Genomic DNA, 17,816 nt, shown 5'->3' with positions numbered 1-17,816 from the left:
TCTAACTTGGTCACTGGTGGTATGATACGTATACAGCACGACACTCAGCCTAAGGAGAACAACAAGATGACTCAACCACGCCAACTCAAGCTGGCTCGCTGGGTATCCATGACGCTGCTGGCCTCGAGCATCGGCATCGCCGGGATGGCCCAGGCCCAGGAGACCCTTCGCTTCGCTCACGTCTACGAGACCTCCGAGCCCTTCCACAAGTGGGCCGAGTGGGCCGCGGAGCAGATCGAGGAGCGCACCGAGGGGCGCTACACCATGCAGGTCCACCCCGCCTCGTCGCTGGGCAAGGAGGAGGACATCAACGAGGGCCTGGAGCTCGGCACCGTGGACGTGATCTACACCGGCACCCAGTTCGCCGGCCGCTCCTACGGCCCCATCGGCATCGCCGGTGCCGCCTACATGTTCCGCGACTTCGATCACTGGCAGGCCTATGCCGACAGCGACCTGTTCCAGGAGATCGCCCAGGGCTACCAGGATGCCACCGGCAACGTGCCCGTCGCGCTCAACTACTACGGCGAGCGTCACGTGACCTCCAACAAGGCCATCAACACCCCGGCGGACATGGAGAACCTGCGCATCCGCGTGCCGAACGCTCCCCTCTACATGATGTTTCCGCGGGCGGCCGGCGCCAACCCGACCCCGATCGCCTTCGACGAGGTCTACCTGGCGCTGCAGCAGGGCGTGGTGGATGCCCAGGAGAACCCGCTGCCGACCATCCGTGCCAAGGCCTTCCATGAGGTCCAGGACTACATCAACCTCACCGGGCACATCACCGATTCCCTGATCACCATCGTCGGCGGTCCGCGCTGGAACCGGCTCTCCGAGGAGGACCGCGAGATCTTCCGCGAGGTGTTCGAGGAGGCGGCGCGCAACAACACCGCCGAGATCGTCCAGGCCGAACAGGACCTGGTCGCCTGGTTCGAGGAGCAGGGCACCACCGTGAACCAGGTCGATCGCACCCCCTTCCGTGACGTGGTGATGCCGCATCACCTGGGCGACGCGGCCACCTGGGACGAAGAGACCTACGACCGCCTGCAGGCGATCGGTCAGTAACCCCTTCTCTTCATCCTGACCCCTGCGCCGCCCGGTACGCCGGGCGGCGCAGGCAAGGAGGCCAGCCATGTCCGAAAAACCCGAAGGTCAGGGGCCCGTCATCGATTTCGAGGCGGCCTTCGAGGACGATGACGACTTCCGTTTCGCCGATCACGCCGTCGAGGACTATGTCACCCTGGTGGTGTTCTGGGCGCTGATCTTCGTCGTCTTCCTGCAGTTCTTCACCCGCTATGTCATGGGCGACTCCACCACCTGGACGGAAGAGATCGCTCGCTACCTGCTGATCCTGGTGGGTTTCATCGGCAGCGTGATGGCCGTGCGCAAGGGCAGCCACATCATGGTGGAGTTCTTCTACCACTACATGCCGCCGTGGCTGGTCAGGATCCTCAATATCCTGGTCGACCTGGCCTGCGTACTGTTCTACAGCATGCTCGCCTGGATCACCTATCAGCTGGCCGGCCGCACCGGGGGCATGATGATCTCGGTGGACGTGCCCAAGAGCGTGCTCTACTACGCCGTCTGTGCCGCCTTCGTGATGATGGCCCTGCGTGGCGTCCAGCGCATGGTGAAACACTATTTCTCCGAGCCGGGTCGCTCCTAGCCGGGCAATACCTCCCTCAACAACGACAACGCTGCAAGAGGCCCTGCATGTCCCGACTCTCCGTGATGCGTTGGCAGAAGCCCATCGTCACGCCGCTGCTATCGACGCTGGCCGTACTCGGCTGCGTGATCCTGGCGGTGATGGGCTACCATCTCGCGTTCCTGTTCTTCTCGCTGTTCACCATGCTGGTGCTGGGCGTGCCCATCGCGGTCAGCCTGGCCGGCTCTTGCCTGCTGTTCGTGCTGATCACCGGACAGGTGCCCAACGTGGTCATCGCCCACCGCATGATCAACGGCATCGACAGCTTTCCCCTGCTGGCGATCCCCTTCTTCATCTTCGCCGGCAGCCTGATGAACAACGCCGGTATCACCGAGCGCATCTTCAACTTCGCCAAGGCCCTGATGGGCTGGATGCGCGGTGGCCTGGGGCACGTCAACGTGGGGGCGAGCATCGTCTTCTCGGGGATGTCCGGCGCCGCGGTGGCCGACGCCGGCGGCCTCGGCATGATCGAGGTGAAGGCGATGAAGGATGCCGGCTATGACGAGGAGTTCGCCGTGGGCATCACCGCGGCCTCGTCGACCATCGGGCCGATCATTCCCCCCAGTCTGCCGATGGTCATCTACGGCGTGATGGCCTCGGCCTCGGTGGGGCAGCTGTTCGCCGCTGGCCTGATTCCGGGGCTGCTGATGGGCGCGATGCTGATGCTGATGATCTTCTTGATCTCGCGGCGCCGCGGCTACCAGCGCGATGCCGTGTTCTCGTTCGGCGTACTGGGGCGTACCTTCGCCCGGGCCTTCCTGTCGCTGATGACGCCGGTGATCATCGTCGGTGGCATCATCACCGGGGCCTTCACGCCCACCGAGGCCGCGGTGGCCGCGGTCTTCTACGCGCTGATCCTCGGCGTGGTGGTCTATCGCACCCTGACCTGGCGCAAGCTGCTGCGGGTCAGCATGGAGACCATCGAGACCACCGCGGTGATCCTGTTCATCGTCTCGGCGGCGTCGATCTTCGCCTGGATCCTCACCAGCAACCAGGTCACCCAGAGCGTCATCGCCCTGCTCGGTCCCTTCGCCGACAGCAAGGTGGCGGTGCTGATGATGACCAACATCGTGCTGATCATCGTCGGTTGCTTCATGGAGACCATTGCCGCCATCACCATCCTGGTGCCGGTGCTGCTGCCGCTGGCCGTCGCGGTGGGGGTCGATCCGGTGCACTTCGGGGTGATCATGGTACTCAACCTGATGATCGGCCTGCTGACGCCGCCGGTGGGCATGGTGCTCTACGTGCTCTCCCGCGTGGCCAACGTCAGCTTCGAGCGCTGCATGCGCGGCACCATCCCCTTCCTGATCCCGCTGGTGATCTGCCTGCTGCTGGTGACCTTCATCCCGTCGCTGTCCATGTGGCTGCCCACCCTGGTCTACCGCTGATCCCAAGAGAGGAGCCATTCGACGATGAACGATACCCGGCATGACCCGCGACAGCAGGAGGTCCGCGTCGCGGTCGACGACCTGGAGCGCTTCATGGGCGAGGCGCTGACGCGGGCCGGTGCGGACGCGGCCTCCTCGGCCGCGGTGACCCGCGCCCTGGTCACGGCCTCGCGCATGGGCACCGACAGCCACGGCCTGCGGCTGCTGCCGCACTATATCCGGGCCCTCGAGGGAGGGCGGATCAAGGGGGCGCCCGAGATGCATTTCACCCGGCGCCTGCCGGCCACCGGCGTCCTTGATGCCGGGGATGGGTTCGGCCACCTGGCCGGCTACACCGCCATGGCCCATGTGGTGGAGATGGCCGACGAGGTCGGCATGGGGGCGGTGGCGGTGGGGCACTCCTCCCACTTCGGCGCCGCGGGCTGCTATGCGCTGGCCGCCGCCGAACGTGGCATGATCGGGCTGGCATTCTGCAACTCCGACCCCTTCGTGCTGCTCCACCAGGGGCTGTCGCCCTTCCATGGCACCAACCCGATCGCCTTCGCCGCGCCGGTGGAGGGGCAGTCGCCCTACCTGCTGGACATGGCGACCAGTTCGGTGCCCTGGAATCGCGTGCAGCAGTACGGGGCCATCGGGCGCGAGCTGCCGGACCAGGTTGCCGCCGACGCCGAGGGCCGGGTGACCCGGGTGCCGGCCGAGGTGTCGGCCCTGCTGCCCCTGGGCGGCAGCGACTTCGGCTTCAAGGGGGCGGGGCTCGGCGGCATGGTGGAGGTGCTGAGCTCGACGCTCTCCGGCATGCTCAACGGCTTCCGGCTGCTGCCCATGGGCGGGCCGGACATGGCGACCCCGCGCGGGGTCGGGCACTTCTTCCTGGCCCTGAACCCGGCCGCCTTCGTCGACGGGGCGACCTTCGCAGCTGGCCTGGCCGAGTACCTGGCCGACCTGCGCGCCCAGCCGGCGGTCGACGGGGCCGAGGTGCTGGCCCCCGGGGATCGCGAGTGGCGCTACCTGGCGCAACGCGACGCCGAGGGCATTCCCCTCGACAGTGCCAACCAGGTCGCCTACGCGACCCTGGCCAAGACCCTGGACGTGCGGCCGCTGCGGCATCTGGCCTGAGCGGGGCAGGGCGGGAATGCGGTAAGATGGACACTCAGAACACCGGGTCACCAGGAGAATCAGCCCATGTCTCGATATCGGATCGAGCGCAAGACGCTTTCCGAGCAGGTCGCCGAGCAGCTCGAGGCGGACATCCTCGATGGGCGGCTGGGCGAGAACGACCAGCTGCCCTCCGAGCGCGAGCTGATGGAGCAGTTCGGTGTCGGGCGCCCGGCGGTGCGCGAGGCGCTGTTCCACCTGCAGCAGCTCGGGCTGATCGCCATCAACAGCGGGACCCGCGCCAGGGTGATTCGGCCCACCGCCGAGGCGGTGATGGCGCGGCTCTCCGGCGTGACCCGCCAGCTGCTCTCCAAGCCCGACGGCCAGCAGTACTTCCAGGAGGCCCGGGCGCTGTTCGAGATCTCGCTGGCCCGCTATGCGGCTCGCCATGCCGGCGACGAGGACCTGGCGCGCCTGCGCGAGGCGCTCCAGGAGAACCGTGACGCAGTGGGCGACGAGGCGCGCTTCAAGCGCTCCGACAACGACTTCCACGGCGTGCTGGCGAGCATCGCCCGCAACCCCATCTTCGACGCCATCCACGTGGCGCTCTCCGAGTGGCTCGATGACCGTCGCGCCCAGGTGCTGCAGCAGAAGGACGAGGACAAGGCGGCGCTGGCGGCGCATATCGAGATCGTCGAGGCCATCGAGTCCCATGACCCGGACGCCGCCGAGGCGGCCATGCGCCGCCACCTGGATCGCCACTACGGCACCTACATGCAGCTCAAGAAGCGCCTTTCTGCCGACTGAGTGGCGAGGCGTTTTCGGCACTGATCAATGAGGTCGGCGATAGGTCCCCTCAGGCATCGCAGGCGAAGTGACTACGGTCCTGGTAATCGAGTGCATTACGCCATGTTGGGCAGTCGCTTGGTGATGTTGTTAAATTAAGGCACCCAGCAATACCAATAGGCAGATATCGAACAGACCAAGGCGCTTCTGGCGGCCTGCCGAATGAGAGCCCGACAATGAATAGCCACGACACTGTGGTTGTCGAGATGCTGCGCGCAGATCCTGATATGGCGCTCGACTACCTGCGCACCGCCTTTGACGAACTGGATGAGGAGGGCGGTGAAGCTTCGTTTCTGATGGCACTTCGCCATGTCGTGGAGGCTCAAGGGGGGATGGCCGCCGTCGCAGACCGTGCCAAGGTTTCTCGGGAAAGCCTGTATCGGGCACTGTCACCCAAGGGGAATCCGACCCTGCGAACCATGACGGCCGTTATCAAGGCGACCGGTATTCAATTTCACGATCTAACCCATCACCCTGTGAAGGGATGAGCCTCGAGGTCAGTTCGGCGTCGGCAGTCTCTCGGCGCCAGAGTGCTGAAAGCACCCTAAGGCCCGCCCCTCGCGGGGCCTTTGGGTACTTTGTATAGGTGTGGGATGAAAACAAAGTGTCACCCCTAGAGAAATACAGGTTCATCGCCACAAGCTAGGCACTGGTCGGCTGCTGAATACGTCTCAGGCCACATTCAATGAGGGTATCGCGCTGACGTCTACTTCACGCTCGGCATGCCAGGCGTCGTGAGCCGCCTGAAGACGCAGCCACAGGCTGGGACCGTTGCCGAACAGCTTGCCAAGACGTGCAGCCATTTCGGGCGATACTGGCTTACGTGCGGCCAGGATGGCGTGCAGCTGCTGGCGTGAGATGCCCAGCATCTTCGCGATGGCGATCTTGCTGAAGTCCAAATCCTTCAGCATATCTTCGATCACCTCTCCAGGGTGCGGCGGGCAACGGCTGGGATTCTGCTTTGCGGTAATAGCCATAGTAGTTCCACCTCATTCAGTGGTATTGCTCAAAATCAACCTGATAGGCGTTGCCTCCCTCGAACTCAAAGGTGAGGCACCATGGGCCGTTCACATGCACGGTGTAACGTTTGGGATTGAAGCCCTGCAAACCGTGGAAGTTGTAGCCCGGCAAGTTGATCTCCTCAATGCTTGCGGCTTCATTGATCACTGCCAACCGGATCAGGATGCGCGTATGCATACGCTTGTCGATCTTCGATTTACCGGTTTCCCATAGTGCCGCCAGGCCCTTGCTCTTGAAGGTCTTGATCATGGGGTTAGTGTAGCCTAATAGGTTACACGTGTAAAGCAATAGATTACAGCGCGGGCTTCATTGTGTCCCCTATGGAGCCTCGAAGGCATCCCGCTACAGCGAGACGCCCCGCTTCCAGGGGATGAAGTCGTACTGGGCGAGCTCCACCGCGCGGGGGGCGTAGCGCCCCGAGGCGGTGTCGATGCACAGCCGCAGCAGGCGGTCGGCCAGCTCGTCCATGCTCGCTTCGCCGCGGATGATGGGGCCGGCATCGAAATCGATCACATCATTCATGCGCGCGGCCAGTTCGCTGTTGCTCGAGATCTTGATCACCGGGGTGATGGGGTTGCCGGTGGGCGTGCCCAGTCCGGTGGTGAACAGGATCAGGTTGGCGCCGGAGCCGGCCAGGGCGGTGGTGGACTCCACGTCGTTGCCCGGCGAGCAGAGCAGGTTGAGGCCGGGCCGGGTGTGGGGCTCGGTATAGTCGAGCACATCCACCACCGGGCTGTCGCCGCCCTTCTTGGCGGCGCCGGCCGACTTCATCGCGTCGGTGATCAGGCCGTCGCGGATGTTGCCCGGGGAGGGGTTCATGGAGAAGTCCGCGCCCACCCGGGCGGCGTGGCGCTGGTAGGCGTCCATCAGCGCCCGGAAGCGCTCGGCCACGGCGTCGTCGCGGCAGCGGGCGATCAGCTCGTGCTCCACGCCACACAGCTCGGGGAACTCGCTGAGGATGCCACTGCCCCCGAGCGCCACCAGCCGATCCACCACGGCGCCCACCAGCGGATTGGCGGAAAGGCCGGAGAAGCCGTCGGAGCCGCCGCACTCCACGCCCAGCGTCAGCGCCGAGAGCGGCGCGGGGGCGCGCTCGACCCGGTTGGCCTCGGCCAGGCCATCGAAGATGGTGGTCAGCGCCTCGCGGATCAGCGCCGATTCGCTCACGCTTGCCTGTTGCTCCAGGTAGTGGACCGGGCGCAGCCCGCCGGGGTCGCGCGCCGCCACGGCCTCCTTGAGCATGTCGATCTGCGCCTTCTGGCAGCCCAGGCTCAGCACCGTGGCGCCGGCCACGTTGGGATGGCAGATATAGCCGGCCAGCAGGCGACACAGCGCCTGGGCGTCGTCGTCGGTGCCGCCGCAGCCCAGGGTGTGGGTCAGGAAGCGCACCCCGTCGACGTTGGGAAAGAGCCGTTCGCCGGCAGGCGCGGGCGGGGCTGTGCCGGTGGCACCGTGGAGCAGCTCGCGGGCCATCTGCTTGTAGTCGCGGTAGGGGTCCTCGCCCAGGGCATCGGCCACGCACTGGCGCAGCACCTCGATATTGCGGTTCTCGCAGAACACCAGCGGCACCACCAGCCAGACGTTGGCGGTGCCGACGCCGCCGTCGGGGCGGTGGTAGCCATCGAAGGTCACCCCCTCGAACGCCGTCACCTCGGGGGCGCGCCATTCACCGCGCCGCGCCTGGGGCTCGGTGGTGGCGGTGCTGTGCTCGGTATTGTCGGTGGTGATGGCCGCGCCCGCGGGGATGGGGCGCGTGGCGCGTCCCACGGTGACACCGTACATGATCACGGTGTCGCCAGGGGCGAGGTCGTGTAGGGAGAACTTGTGCTTGTGGCGGATCGGCTCGGCCAGGCGCAGCCGGCCCCCGTCGTCGTCGATCTCGCTGCCGGCGGGCAGGTCCTTGAGGGCGACGCGCACGTTGTCGTCGGCGTGCACGCGCAGGCTGGCCAGCTGGCCGTGTTCACTGGCGATGGTCTGGGGCATGGACGGCCTCCGCTTCGGCGTGTTCCGGGAATTCGAGTTCGATCATCGCCTTGACCACGCCGCTGCCCGGGACGCACCAGGCGGGCAGGTGATCGGGCAGGGCGTCGAGTTCGGCGCGGTGGGTGATCATGGCGCTGGCCTCAAGGTGGCCCGCCGCCATCAGCCGGCACACCGTGTCGAAGTCCTCGCTGGTGGCGTTTCGGCTGGCGAGCAGGGTCATCTCGCGACCGTGGAAGTCGGGGTCGTGGAAGGCGATGTCCGCCTTGACGATGCTGACCAGCACGTAGCGGCCGGCATGGGCGACCAGGTCGAAGCCGCGGCACATGGCGGTGGGGTTGCCGGTGGCGTCGAACACCACGTCGGCCAGTTCGCCGTCGCCGAGGGCTGCCAGGGCGGCGGGAACGTCCTGATCGGCAGGGTTCAGCGTCTCCAGGATGCCCAGCCGCTCGTGGCAGAAGGCCAGCCGCTCAGCGTTGGTGTCGACCATGACCACCCGGGCCCCGCGTTCCCGGGCCAGCTGGGCCACGCCCATGCCGATGGGCCCGGCGCCGACGACCACGGCGAGCTCCCCCTCGGCCAGTTCGCTGCGGCGTACCGCATGGGCGCCGATGGCCAGGCATTCGACCAGGGCGAGCTGGTCGAGCGACAGGGAGGCGTCGCTCACCAGGTGATCGGCGGGGACCGCCAGGGTGTCGCACATGCCGCCGTCTCGGTGCACCCCGATCACCTGCATCCGGCGGCAGCAGTTGGTGCGGCCCCGGCGACAGGCCCGGCATTCTCCGCAGTGCAGGTAGGGGATGACATAGGCCTGCTGGCCCACCCGCGCCGGGTCGACCCCGTCACCCACCGCCACGATCTCGCCGGCCAGCTCGTGGCCGAGCACCCGGGGGTAGGTGAAGTAGGGCTGGTTGCCACCATAGGCGTGGATATCGGTACCGCACACCCCGACCCGGCGGATGCGCAGCAGCGCCTCGCCGGGCCCGCACGAGGGGTCGGCGCGCTGCTCGAGGGTCAGGTGGCCAGGGGCCTGGCAGACGACGGTGCGCATGGCGATCTCCGATCAGCGGCCGGGTTCGGCGACAACAGCCTGATGCTGCTCGCCGAGCCCGGCGATGCCCAGTCGCATGCGCTGGCCGGGCCGGAGGTAGGTCGGCGGCTGCTGGCCCATGCCCACTCCGGGCGGGGTGCCGGTGGAGATGACATCGCCCGGCTGCAGGCTCATGAAGCGGCTCAGGTAGCTGATCAGGAAGGGGATGCGGTAGACCATGGTACGGGTGTTGCCGTCCTGGTAGCGGTGACCATCCACCTCCAGCCACAGGTCCAGTTCATGGGGGTCGGCGATCTCGTCCGGTGTGACCAGCCAGGGGCCCAGGGGGCCGAAGGTGTCGCAGCCCTTGCCCTTGTCCCAGGTGCCGCTGCGCTCGAGCTGGAACTCGCGTTCGGAGACGTCGTTGACCACGCAGTAGCCGGCCACATGGTCCATGGCGTCGGCCTCGCTCACGTAACGGGCCTCCTTGCCGATCACCACGCCGAGCTCCACTTCCCAGTCGGTCTTCGTGGAGGCCCGAGGGATGATGACGTCGTCGTCGGGCCCACAGATGGCGCTGGTCCACTTGTTGAAGACCACCGGCTCCGGCGGGACCTCGGCCCCGGTCTCGGCGGCGTGGTCGGAGTAGTTGAGGCCGATGCAGATGAACTTGCCAACCCGCCCGACGCAGGGGCCAAGGCGGGTATCTGCCGGGACCTTGGGCAGGCGGGAGGCGTCGAGCTCGGCGAGCCGGGCCAGCAGGTCGCGGCTGAGGTGGCGGCCGTCGAGGTCAGGCAGGTGGGCCGAGAGGTCGCGGATCACCCCGTCGGCGTCGAGCAGACCGGGTTTCTCATGGCCCGGGGGGCCGAAGCGCAGCAGTTTCATGGGCTCTCCTTGTTATTGGTAATTCGCTGTTGGTGATTCGCTGTCAGTGACGCGTTGTTCGTTGTTCGTTTTTCGTTGTTCGGGGCGGTCGATTCAGATCAGCCAGCCGCCGTCGATGACCTGGGCGGTGCCGGTGGTATAGGCGGACTCGTCCGCGGCCAGGTAGGTGGCCAGGGCGGCGATCTCCTCGGACGTGCCCAGACGACCCAGCGGCTGGCGGGCGAGGAAGTCGGCCTGCACCTCGGCCTCCGGGCGGCCCTGCTGGCGCGCCTGCGCCTGGATGCGCTGGCGCAGCGAAGGGGAGTCCACGGTGCCGGGGCAGATGGCGTTGCAGCGGATGCCCCGGTCGATGAAGTCGGCGGCGATCGACTTGGTCAGCCCGATCACCGCGGCCTTGGTGGTGCCGTAGGCGCAGCGGTTGGGCACGCCCTTGAGGCTCGAGGCCACCGAGGCCATGTTGATGATGCTGCCACCGCCGTGGTCGATCATGGCCGGGAGCAGGGCGCGGGTCAGCCGCGCCATGGCGGTGACGTTCAGCGCCAGCGACAGCGCCCAGTCGTCGTCGCTGCCGGTCAGCAGCGAGCCGCTGGCCACGAAGCCGGCACAGTTGAAGAGCACGTCCAGGGGCGGCAGCTCGGTCGCCAGGGCCGTCACGGCCGCGGCATCGAGCACGTCCAGGCGGCGGGTCTCGATGCCTTCCAGTCCCTCCAGTGCCTTGAGCTTGTCGCTGTCGATGTCGGTAGCGATGACCCGGGCGCCCTCCGCCGCGAAACGCAGCGCGGTGGCGTGGCCGATGCCCTGGCCAGCGGCGGTGATCAGGGCCGTCTTGTCCTTCAGTCGCATGTCTCGGGCGTCCTCGGCGGGTGTCGGATGGCGGGGCCGTCCATGGGTTGGCTGGTATGACAGGATGCTAGGATGATGGTCGGTCAGAGTATGGCCCAGTTCCCGGCGGCTTGCCAACCCGTAGGCGACCCGCCGGCGCCCACCGGCCCAACAAGAAGGCGGCCCGCAGGCCGCCCATGATCACCAGCGTGGACTCGTCGTCTCAGGCTATTCCCGCTTGCCGTCGACCAGGCGGCTGACGCCGAGCGGGTTGACCTCCTGGAGGGCCTCGGGCAGCAGGCCGGCCGGCAGGTTCTGGTAGCACACCGGGCGCAGGAAGCGGTGGATGGCGGCACTGCCCACCGAGGTGGTGCGGGTGTCTGAGGTGGCGGGGAAGGGGCCGCCGTGAACCATGGCGTGGCACACCTCGACCCCGGTGGGCCAGCCGTTGGCCAGGATGCGGCCGGCCCTGCGCTCGAGTACTGGGAGCAGGGTTCGGGCGGCCTCGAGGTCGCCGTCGTCCATCTGCAGGGTGGCGGTGAGCTGCCCCTCCAGATGCTCGGCCACGGCCTTGACCTGGTCGAGGTCGTCACACTCGACCACCAGCGACGCCGCGCCGAAGACCTCGGCCTGCAGGGCGTCGCTCTTGAGGAAATCACCCGCCGAGGCGGCAAACAGCGCCGGCTGACAGGCACAGGGTCCGTCGCCCACCGGGCCGCGGGCGATCTCACGGGCTTCGCCCACCAGGGCGCCCACGCCATCCTGGTAGGCGGCGTGGATCCCTGGGGTGAGCATGGTCTGGGCCGCGCTGCCCGTGATGGCCTCAGCGGCGGCCTCGATGAAGGCATCCAGGGCCTGGCCCTTGATGCCGATCACCAGGCCCGGGTTGGTGCAGAACTGGCCGGCGCCCATGTTCAGCGAGCCGATGAAGCCCTCGGCGATTGCCGGGCCGCGCGTCGCCAGCGCTTCCGGGAACAGGAACACCGGGTTGATGGAGCTCATCTCGGCGTAGACCGGGATCGGCTGCGGCCGCGCCTGGGCGGTGGCCAGCAGCGCCAGGCCGCCGGCGCGCGAGCCGGTGAAGCCCACCGCCTGGATGCGCGGGTCGGCGACCAGCGCCTGGCCGATCTCCTTGCCGGCGCCGAACAGCAGCGAGAAGACCCCCTCGGGGAGCTGGCAGCGGGTCACGGCCGCCTGCACGGCACGGCCCACCAGCTCGGAGGTGCCGGGATGGGCGGAGTGGGCCTTGACCACCACGGGGCAGCCGGCGGCCAAGCTTGATGCGGTATCGCCGCCGGCTACGCTGAAGGCCAGCGGGAAATTGGAGGCGCCGAACACCGCTACGGGGCCCAAGGCCACGTGGCGTTGGCGCAGATCGACCCGCGGCAGCGGCTGGCGATCGGGAAGCGCGGGGTCGATGCGCACATCAAGCCACTCGCCGGCACGTACCACGCCGGCGAACAGCCGCAGCTGGCCGCAGGTGCGGCCGCGCTCACCTTCGAGCCGCGCCCGGGGCAGGCCGGTCTCGGCCATGGCGCGGGTGATCAGCTCATCGCCGATGGCCTCGATCTCGTCGGCAATGGCCTCGAGAAAGGCCGCTCGCACGTCGAGCGAGGTCTCGCGGTAGCTGGCGAAGGCCTCCTCGGCAAGCTGGCAGGCCCGGGCGACCGCGTGGCGATCCAGTCCCGGGTAGTCGGGAGCCAGGGCCTCGCCGCTGGCCGGGTCGACGGCGCGGATGACGGCCTGATCGCCGGTGACGGCCTCGCGGCCGATCAGGGAAGTGCCTTGCAGTGTCATGGGGACTCCTTAACGCGGGGATACGGCTTGTGGTACCGGGGCAGGCATGCTACCTATCATGTCATCATACAGCCCTACACTAGGGCAATTCTCGCCGTCACGCCATTGCCCGGCCACACGGCCCCGATCAGTCGGAGTTCCCATGTCACCCACTCGCCCCCGAGTCCGCCCCGACCAGCTACGGTCGCGCTGGTGGTTCGACAATCCCGACCATCCCGGCACCACTGCCCTGTGCATCGAGCGCTACATGAACCAGGGCATCACCCTGGAGGAGCTCACCGGGGGCCGGCCGATCATCGGCATCTGCCAGTCGGGCTCCGACCTGACGCCCTGCAACCGACACCACATGGAACTCGCTAAGCGGGTCAAGGAGGGAGTCCGTGCCGCCGGCGGCGTGCCCTTCGAGTTCCCCATGCACCCTATCCACGAGAACGTGCGCCGGCCCACGGCGGCGCTGGATCGCAACCTGGCCTATCTGGGCCTGGTGGAGGTGCTGCACGGCTATCCGCTTGATGGCGTGGTGCTGACCACCGGCTGCGACAAGACCACCCCGGCGGCGCTGATGGCCGCGGCGACGGTGAACATTCCGGCCATCGTGCTCTCCGGCGGCCCCATGCTCAACGGCTGGCACGGCGCCGAGCGCGTCGGCTCGGGCACCATCGTCTGGGAGATGCGCCGCCGGCTGGCCGCCGGCGACATCGACTACGCCGAGTTCCTGTCGCGCATCACCGAGTCCGCCCCGTCGGTGGGCCACTGCAATACCATGGGCACCGCCTCGACGATGAACTCCCTGGCCGAGGCGCTGGGCATGAGCCTGCCCGGTTCGGCGATGATCCCGGGCCCCTACAAGGAGCGCGCCATGGTCGCCTACCAGACCGGCGAGCGGATCACCGAGATGGTCTGGGAGGATCTGCGGCCCGGCGACATCCTCACCCGGGAAGCCTTCGAGAATGCCATCGTCACCTGCTCGGCGCTGGGGGGCTCCTCCAACGCGCCCATCCATGTCAATGCCATCGCCCGCCACGCCGGGGTCGAGCTGGACAACGACGACTGGCAGCGGCTGGGCCATGGGATTCCGCTGCTGGCCAATGTCATGCCCGCCGGGGCCTACCTCGGCGAGGAGTTCCACCGTGCCGGGGGCGTGCCGGCGGTGATGCATGAGCTGCTTGAGGCCGGCCGGCTCCACGGCGAGGCGCTCACGGTCAACGGCCAGCCGATGGCCGCCAACCTGGCGGGGCGCGAGACCCGGGACCCCGAGGTGATCCGCCGCTACGCCAATCCGCTGGTGGAACATGCCGGATTCCTCAACCTCAAGGGCAACCTCTTCGACTCGGCGCTGATGAAGACCAGCGTCATCTCGCCGGACTTCCGCGAGCGCTTCCTCAGTAACCCGGACGACCCCGAGGCCTTCGAGGGCCGGGTGGCGGTGTTCGATGGCTCGGAGGATTACCATGCGCGCATCGATGACCCGAGCCTGGGCATCGACGAGCACACCATCCTGGTGATGCGCGGGGCCGGCCCGGTGGGCCATCCCGGCGGCGCCGAGGTGGTAAACATGCAGCCCCCGGAGGCGCTGATCCGCCGCGGCATCGAATCGCTGCCCTGCCTGGGGGACGGTCGCCAGTCGGGCACCTCGGGGTCGCCGTCGATCCTCAACGCCTCGCCGGAGGCGGCGACCGGGGGTGGCCTGGCCCTGCTGGAGAGCGGCGACCGGCTGCGCATCGACCTGCGCCAGGGAGAGGTGCGGCTGCTGATCGACGAGGCCGAGCTCGCGGCGCGGCGGCAGCGGCTGGAGGCACAGGGGGGGTATCGCTACCCCGAGCACCAGACACCCTGGCAGGAGATCCAGCGCTCGATGGTGGAGCCGCTGGACCGCGGCATGACCCTGGCGCCGGCCACCAAGTACCGCGACGTGGCGCGCCGCAGTCCGCCTCGCGACAATCACTGAACGAGGCGGTGCCGATCGAGCACCGCACCGGGAGCCTTACCCATGCCGCATCCAGTCGTTGTGCCCGCGGGGCCCCGGACGGGCAGCCTGCGCATCGTCCACCTCGGGCTCGGGGCCTTTCACCGCGCCCACCAGGCGGTCTATCTGGAGCGTTACCGCCAACGCAGCGGCGATACCTCCTGGGGGATCTGCAGCGCCAATCTGCGCTCGAGCATCGCCCTGGTGGATGGCCTGCGTGAGGCGGGCCACCGCTATCACGTGGCCCAGTTCACCGACAGCGAGACCGTCACCCTGCGCGAGATCGGGGTGATCGAGGAGGCCCTGTTCACCGGAAAGGACAGGCTCACCGGTCGCGACGGCCAGGGGCGGTGGGGTCGCGACCTCGAGGCCCTGCTGGCGCGGCTGGCCGCCCCCGAGACACGAATCGTCACCCTCACCGTCACCGAGAAGGGCTACTTCCTCAACCCGGCCAGCGGCATGCTGCTCGCCGACGACCCCATGATCGCCGCCGACATCGCCGCCCCCGAGGCGCCGCGCACCGCGCCGGGGATCCTGGTGGCGGCGTTGGCGCGACGACGCGCCCGGGGGATTGCGCCCTTCACGGTGCTCTCCTGTGACAACATGCCGGACAACGGCCGGTGCGCCCGCCATGCCGTGGTCCAGCTCGCCGAGCGCCAGGACGCCACCCTGGCGGGCTGGATCGAGCGCGAGGGGGCCTTCCCCAGCAGCATGGTCGACGGCATCGTGCCGGCCATGACCGAGGCCGATTTCGCCAGGCTCTCGGCGCTGGGGATCGATGACCCCAACGCCGTGGTGGCCGAGGCCTACCTCCAGTGGGTGGTGGAGGATGATTTCCCCCTGGGGCGGCCGGACTGGACGGCCGACGGCGTGGTGATGGTCGCCGACGTCGCCCCCTTCGAAGCCATGAAGCTGCGCCTGCTCAACGCCAGCCACTCGCTGCTGGCCTACCTGGGGGCTCCCGAGGGCATCGAGACCGTCTACGAGGCGGTGAGCCGGGACGATCTGAGGACCCTGCTGCGCCACTACATGCTGGAGGAGGCGGCGCCGACCCTGGTCATGCCCGAGGGCACCGACCTTGAGACCTACGCCGAATCGCTGCTGGCACGCTTCGCCAACGACAGCCTGCGGCACCGCCTGCACCAGATCGCCATGGACGGCAGCCAGAAGCTGCCACAGCGCTGGCTGATCGGTACCTCGGCACGCCGAGAGAAAGGCTGGGGATCGCCTTGTATTGCCCTGGGCCTGGCGGGCTGGATCCGCTATACCGCCGGTCGGGACACCCGCGGCAACACCTACGTGGTGGACGATCCCCTGGCGGCGCGGTTTGCCGACCTGCATGCCCGTCACGGGCAGGCGCCCGAGGCGCTGGTCAGTGCCTTCCTGGCCATGGACGATGTCGTCCCGTCGGCGCTGGCGGCGGATGCCGACTTCGCCGAGGCGGTGCTCGCCGCCTACCGCCGACTAACTGAGCAGGGGCTCGACGCAGCGCTCGCCCACCTGACGTAGGGGCCAGGCGCCGCTCCGCCAGTCTGGCGAGCGTTCCTGTCGGTCAGCGTGCCAGCCAGCCGCCGTCCACCGCCAGCGCATGACCGTTGACGTAGGCGGCGGCGTCGGAGCAGAGGAAGATCGCCGCGCCGGCCAGGTCCTCGGGGGTCCCCCAGCGCCCGGCGGGGATCCGCGCCAGGATCTCGGCGCTGCGGTCGGGGTCCTCGCGCAGCGCCTGGGTATTGTCGGTGGCCATGTACCCGGGGGCGATGGCGTTGACGGTGATGCCGTGGGCCGCCCACTCGTTGGCCAGCAGCCGGGTCAGGCCCAGCAGGCCGCTCTTGCTGGCGGTGTAGGAGGGCACGCGGATCCCGCCCTGGAAGGAGAGCACCGAGGCGACGTTGACGATGCGGCCAGGCGCCCGGCGCGCCACCAGGTGGCGGGCCACCGCCTGGGCCAGGAAGAAGGCCGCCTTGAGGTTGACGTCCATCACCGCGTCCCAGTCCGCCTCGCTGAACTCCAGGGCGGGGGCGCGGCGGATGGTGCCGGCGTTGTTGATCAGGATATCGATCCGCCCGGCCTGGCTCAGCGCCTGGTCGACGATCTTCGACGGGGCGTCGCGGCCCAGTTCCGCCGCAATGCCGGTATAGCGACGCCCCAGGGCCTCGATGCGCCCACGGGTCTCGTCGGCGTCGCGGCGGGTGACGCCGACGATGTCGGCGCCGGCCTCGGCCAGCGCGACGGCCAGCCCCTGGCCGAGCCCCTTGTTGCAGCCGGTGACCATGGCCACCCGGCCGGCCAGCGAGAAGCGGTTCATGACGCCCTCCAGGCGGACTCATTGACCAGGCTGATCGGACGCTCGCCGTTGAGTGCCAGGATGAGGTTGTCCACGGCGCGCTGGGCCATGGCGGTGCGTGTCTCGTGGGTGGCCGAGCCGATGTGGGGCAGGGCCACCACGTTGGTCATGTGGGGCAGCGGCGATTCCGGCGACAGCGGCTCCTGCTCGAAGACATCCAGTCCGGCGGCGCGGATGCGCCCCATCTCCAATGCCTCGATGAGCGCCGCCTCGTGGACCACCTTGCCGCGGGCAATGTTGACGAAGATGGCCGAGGGCTTCATCAGGGCAAACTCGCGCTCGCCGATCAGGTGCTCGGTCTCGACGGTGAGGGGGACGGTGACGCAGACGAAGTCCGACTCGGCGAGCAGCGCGTCCAGCTCGCGGTGCTCGGCGCCCAGCTCCGCTTCCAGCGCCGGCTTGGACGAGGCGTTGGAATAGAGCACGCGCATGCCGAAGCCCAGCGCACCGCGACGGGCGATGGCGGCACCGATGCGGCCGAAGCCGATCATGCCGAGGGTCTTGCCGTGGACGTCGCTGCCGAAGTGCTCGGGGCCCACGCCGGCCTGCCAGTCGCCGCGCTTGACCCACTCGGCCAGCTCCACGGCGCGCCTTGCCGCGGCCATTACCAGCAGGAAACCGGTATCGGCGGTGGTCTCGGTGAGCACATCCGGGGTGTTGCAGAGCAGGATGCCGCGTCGGGTCAGCTCGTCGACCGGGTAGTTGTCGTAGCCCACCGAGATGGTGGCGATGGTCTCGAGCTCGGGTGCCGCGTCCAGCAGCTCGGGGGTGACGGTCAGGCTGGCGCCGATCAGGCCGTGGGCGCCCGGGAGCGCGGCGCGGAAGTCGGGGTCATCGGCGGATGCCAGGTCACTGAAGGTCTGGACCTCGAAATGCTCGGCGAGCTGTGCCAGCTGGGTGTCGTTCAGTCGGCCATAGGCCAGGACGCGCTTCTTCATGGG

Annotated in this window: 17 protein-coding genes; 8 read left to right on the top strand and 9 right to left on the bottom strand. The window is 68.4% G+C overall.

Annotated elements, in window-relative coordinates:
• Positions 1-66: 66 nt before the first annotated feature.
• The 6 genes from BDK63_RS09330 (at position 67) to BDK63_RS09305 (ending at position 5,519) form a co-directional block, all read left to right on the top strand.
• Positions 67-1,062 (top strand): sialic acid TRAP transporter substrate-binding protein SiaP, encoded by a 996-nt coding sequence (locus BDK63_RS09330; RefSeq protein ID WP_183331187.1) that lies wholly within the window; start codon positions 67-69, stop codon positions 1,060-1,062.
• A gap of 67 nt (positions 1,063-1,129) precedes the next feature.
• The gene (locus BDK63_RS09325) at positions 1,130-1,663 is read left to right on the top strand and encodes a TRAP transporter small permease (RefSeq protein WP_183331185.1); all 534 of its coding nucleotides are present in this window, start codon (positions 1,130-1,132) and stop codon (positions 1,661-1,663) included.
• Positions 1,664-1,710: 47 nt separating this feature from the next.
• Entirely contained in the window at positions 1,711-3,090 is a 1,380-nt protein-coding gene (locus BDK63_RS09320) for a TRAP transporter large permease (protein ID WP_246385988.1), read from the top strand.
• 24 nt (positions 3,091-3,114) lie between these two features.
• Positions 3,115-4,206, top strand: coding sequence for an Ldh family oxidoreductase (locus BDK63_RS09315; protein ID WP_183331183.1), 1,092 nt, complete (start codon positions 3,115-3,117; stop codon positions 4,204-4,206).
• Positions 4,207-4,272: 66 nt separating this feature from the next.
• Positions 4,273-4,992, top strand: a complete 720-nt coding sequence (gene nanR, locus BDK63_RS09310) for a transcriptional regulator NanR (protein WP_183331181.1) — start codon at positions 4,273-4,275, stop codon at positions 4,990-4,992.
• A 215-nt stretch (positions 4,993-5,207) separates the two neighbouring features.
• Entirely contained in the window at positions 5,208-5,519 is a 312-nt protein-coding gene (locus BDK63_RS09305; protein WP_183331179.1) for an addiction module antidote protein, read from the top strand.
• Between the two features lie 183 nt (positions 5,520-5,702).
• Here BDK63_RS09305 and BDK63_RS09300 read toward each other — a convergent pair whose 3' ends face one another.
• The 7 genes from BDK63_RS09300 to BDK63_RS09270 form a co-directional block, all read right to left on the bottom strand.
• Complete coding sequence (locus tag BDK63_RS09300; RefSeq protein ID WP_183331177.1) at positions 5,703-6,008, bottom strand: HigA family addiction module antitoxin; 306 nt, start codon at positions 6,006-6,008, stop codon at positions 5,703-5,705.
• Positions 6,009-6,024: 16 nt separating this feature from the next.
• Complete coding sequence (locus tag BDK63_RS09295) at positions 6,025-6,300, bottom strand: type II toxin-antitoxin system RelE/ParE family toxin (protein ID WP_183331175.1); 276 nt, start codon at positions 6,298-6,300, stop codon at positions 6,025-6,027.
• A gap of 93 nt (positions 6,301-6,393) precedes the next feature.
• The gene (locus tag BDK63_RS09290) at positions 6,394-8,034 is read right to left on the bottom strand and encodes a UxaA family hydrolase (RefSeq protein ID WP_183331173.1); all 1,641 of its coding nucleotides are present in this window, start codon (positions 8,032-8,034) and stop codon (positions 6,394-6,396) included.
• A complete protein-coding gene (locus BDK63_RS09285; protein WP_183331171.1) occupies positions 8,012-9,082 on the bottom strand; it encodes a zinc-binding alcohol dehydrogenase family protein in 1,071 nt (356 codons plus the stop codon). The genes BDK63_RS09290 and BDK63_RS09285 overlap by 23 nt, the downstream gene beginning before the upstream one ends.
• A gap of 12 nt (positions 9,083-9,094) precedes the next feature.
• A complete protein-coding gene (locus BDK63_RS09280; RefSeq protein WP_183331169.1) occupies positions 9,095-9,946 on the bottom strand; it encodes a fumarylacetoacetate hydrolase family protein in 852 nt (283 codons plus the stop codon).
• A gap of 93 nt (positions 9,947-10,039) precedes the next feature.
• Positions 10,040-10,789, bottom strand: coding sequence for an SDR family oxidoreductase (locus BDK63_RS09275; protein WP_183331167.1), 750 nt, complete (start codon positions 10,787-10,789; stop codon positions 10,040-10,042).
• Positions 10,790-10,996: 207 nt separating this feature from the next.
• Positions 10,997-12,565, bottom strand: a complete 1,569-nt coding sequence (locus tag BDK63_RS09270) for an aldehyde dehydrogenase (NADP(+)) (protein ID WP_183331165.1) — start codon at positions 12,563-12,565, stop codon at positions 10,997-10,999.
• Positions 12,566-12,707: 142 nt separating this feature from the next.
• On the opposite strand from BDK63_RS09270, the gene BDK63_RS09265 reads away from it, so the two are divergent.
• Both BDK63_RS09265 and BDK63_RS09260 read left to right on the top strand, forming a co-directional pair.
• On the top strand, positions 12,708-14,513 hold the full coding sequence (locus BDK63_RS09265) for an IlvD/Edd family dehydratase (protein WP_183331163.1): 1,806 nt from the start codon (positions 12,708-12,710) through the stop codon (positions 14,511-14,513).
• Positions 14,514-14,555: 42 nt separating this feature from the next.
• Positions 14,556-16,040 (top strand): mannitol dehydrogenase family protein, encoded by a 1,485-nt coding sequence (locus BDK63_RS09260; RefSeq protein ID WP_183331161.1) that lies wholly within the window; start codon positions 14,556-14,558, stop codon positions 16,038-16,040.
• A 43-nt stretch (positions 16,041-16,083) separates the two neighbouring features.
• Here BDK63_RS09260 and kduD read toward each other — a convergent pair whose 3' ends face one another.
• Positions 16,084-16,836, bottom strand: a complete 753-nt coding sequence (kduD, locus tag BDK63_RS09255) for a 2-dehydro-3-deoxy-D-gluconate 5-dehydrogenase KduD (protein ID WP_183331159.1) — start codon at positions 16,834-16,836, stop codon at positions 16,084-16,086.
• A complete protein-coding gene (locus BDK63_RS09250; RefSeq protein WP_183331157.1) occupies positions 16,833-17,813 on the bottom strand; it encodes a 2-hydroxyacid dehydrogenase in 981 nt (326 codons plus the stop codon). Before BDK63_RS09250 ends, kduD begins: the two co-directional genes overlap by 4 nt.
• Positions 17,814-17,816: the final 3 nt, after the last annotated feature.

This window comes from Halomonas campaniensis, assembly GCF_014193375.1.
In the GTDB taxonomy this organism is placed as follows: domain Bacteria; phylum Pseudomonadota; class Gammaproteobacteria; order Pseudomonadales; family Halomonadaceae; genus Halomonas; species Halomonas campaniensis.
Note: the sequence above shows the minus strand (reverse complement) of the source record. Positions and strands in the feature narration are given on the sequence as shown.